Annotated in this window: 1 protein-coding gene and 2 pseudogenes; all 3 read left to right on the forward strand. The window is 39.9% G+C overall.

What is annotated here, in order from left to right; translation table 11 throughout:
* Positions 1-339 (forward strand): annotated as a pseudogene (locus DW677_RS17860) (type IV secretory system conjugative DNA transfer family protein); the annotation flags it as partial.
* An 89-nt stretch (positions 340-428) separates the two neighbouring features.
* Positions 429-557: pseudogene (locus DW677_RS17865) on the forward strand (Maff2 family protein); the annotation flags it as partial.
* A gap of 587 nt (positions 558-1,144) precedes the next feature.
* Positions 1,145-1,633 (forward strand): hypothetical protein, encoded by a 489-nt coding sequence (locus tag DW677_RS17875; RefSeq protein WP_002569239.1) that lies wholly within the window; start codon positions 1,145-1,147, stop codon positions 1,631-1,633.
* Positions 1,634-2,257: the final 624 nt, after the last annotated feature.

Consider the following 2,257-nt stretch of genomic DNA (forward strand, 5'->3'; position numbering starts at 1 on the left):
TCTGAAAGTTACAGCCAGAATATGCAGCGGCTTGGCCGGGAGCTGATGACCACCAGCGAGATCACCACCATGCCCGGAGATAAATGTATCTTGCAGCTTCGGGGGCTCCCGCCTTTCCTGTCCCCGAAGTATGACTTGAAAAAGCACCCGAATTACAAGTACACAGCCGAATTTGATAAAAAGAAAAACGCCTTCCGCTTGGAAAGCCTGTTCCGCCACCGGCCATTGAGACTAAAGCCGGAGGACGAATACACGGTGTACGAAGTGGACGGCTCCGACACGGACGAAGAAGCTGACCTGTTGAATTTCGATGATCTGGACAGCGACGAGTTTGTGTAACTTCGGGCCATGATGACCCGAAGCGCCGCCGATGTGGGCGGCTTTTTTTGTACCCAAAACCATCAAACAAACAAAATGGAGGAACGTATATGGAATTTTTCAATCAGGCAATCGACATTCTCAAAATTCTGGTCATGGCTCTTGGCGCCGGTCTGGCGGTGTGGGGCGTCATCAACCTTCTGGAAGGTTATGGGTCGGACAACCCTGCGGCAAATGCTCATGTGCGGTAAAGTAATAAAAAGATTTAGGTAGCCGCCTTAACTATTCCTAAATAAGATAATATGCACAGTATTTTCTCGTAAATAGAAAATAAATTATTGCATTTTACCAATTATTATGTTAAAATGACAATGTAACAAAGAGCTATGTATTTTTAAGGAAAGGGAGGAATTTAAGAAAATCTATTTTAGCACTTTCAGTAGTAGCTGGAATTGTAGCTGCTCCAATGACTGTATTTGCCGCTCATACTCATAGTTGGGGTTCTCCCCAGTACTATGGATATGAAGATGAAATGCCTGGTATATATGATGACTGGGATAAATGTGCGACACGTCATGTATATAATTACAAACAATGTTTAATTTGTGGAGAAGTAAGCATTTATGAAGTTGAGACGATTGAAATGTCTCACAAATGGGTGAATGGTGCATGTGTATATTGCAACAAAGGTTACGCGAAAGAGATAAATTAACATAGTATCATTACCGGCAAGTTTATGATCAAAAAATAGAAAGCATTGAGAATATTTCAAAATTTCTTGAAAGTACTCTCAGTGCTTTCTTTGATAATATGAAAGGAGAAATAAATGCAAAAAAAACAACTTTCTGTATTAGTACTAATTATTTTATGCTTTTTATTAGGATGTAACAGAGAAACACCAAAAGATGAATCTCAACAAAATTATGAAGATGAATCTAATATTTCTAAAACAAATGGAGAAGAACTTGTAAATATAAACAGTGAATTGTTAGGTTCGACTCCTTTTGATATCCAAATCGATAAAACAGCATTGCAGACTAGAAAAGAAACAGAAACAGAAGTTACAATAAAGACAAATTTAACAGACTGGGGTTATACTGTTTCTTCTGAAAAAGGGAAAATATCTGATATAAATAAAAATTCATTCATATATATAGCACCTAAAGATGAGAGGGATGATACTATAAAAATACAATTATCGGACTATGAAAATGGCATATCATATGAATATACAATTCCACTTATTTTTGCGGGAAACAATGAACATTCTTTAGATAAATTCAAGGAAAATCTTTCAAGATTACCTAATAGTTAGTAAAGAGTCGATAGACTAAAGTACCACCATCCTCTTTTATTTCAACTGAATATCCATCCCGCCGCACCGCAGCGGCACATGAAGCAGTAAATCCGAAAAAGATTTGCTGCTTTTTTTGCGTCCATTTTTGGCAAATTTCCAAAAGTTCCGTATTAGACAGTGAAACCAAAAAAGGCTGCCATTTTTTTCAGACAGCGGGCAAAACGCAGCTTCCGAAACGCCTTATTGTCGGGAAAGACCGAGCCGCCGGAAAAGTTCTTGCCGGAAAGTCCGTCCATTCTGCTCTTTTGTGGTTTGTAGGGAGTAAGGGAAAAACGCCAGCCCGCAGCCTTTTATAAAAAAAGCTGGTTATAGATTTTCTGAAAAAGTGGCAGTAGCAAGTGAACGGCAGGCCGGCAGTTTCTTAGAGCAAGATTCTACCGAGGTGCCAAAATTCGCTTATCGCTCATTTTGCCCCTGCGGGAATCTTGTTGGGGAGTGCCTTCCCCAAACCCTGCTTATGCGGCTTGCGCCGCTGAAAAACCCCTCAAAATATTTTTCGGATTTTTCAAAAACAGTTCCGCTTCACACCCTGTTTTTCTCCTATTAGTGAGAGGACACCACGCACAGAAAGGAGGTCAACCA

The organism is Clostridium sp. AM25-23AC, assembly GCF_003435125.1.
Lineage (GTDB): Bacteria > Bacillota > Clostridia > Lachnospirales > Lachnospiraceae > Pilosibacter > Pilosibacter fragilis.

Coding starts and splice junctions, on each gene's coding strand:
- DW677_RS17875 (WP_002569239.1), top strand. CDS start 1,145: ATGCAAAAAAAACAACTTTCTGTATTAGTACTAATTATTTTATGCTTT.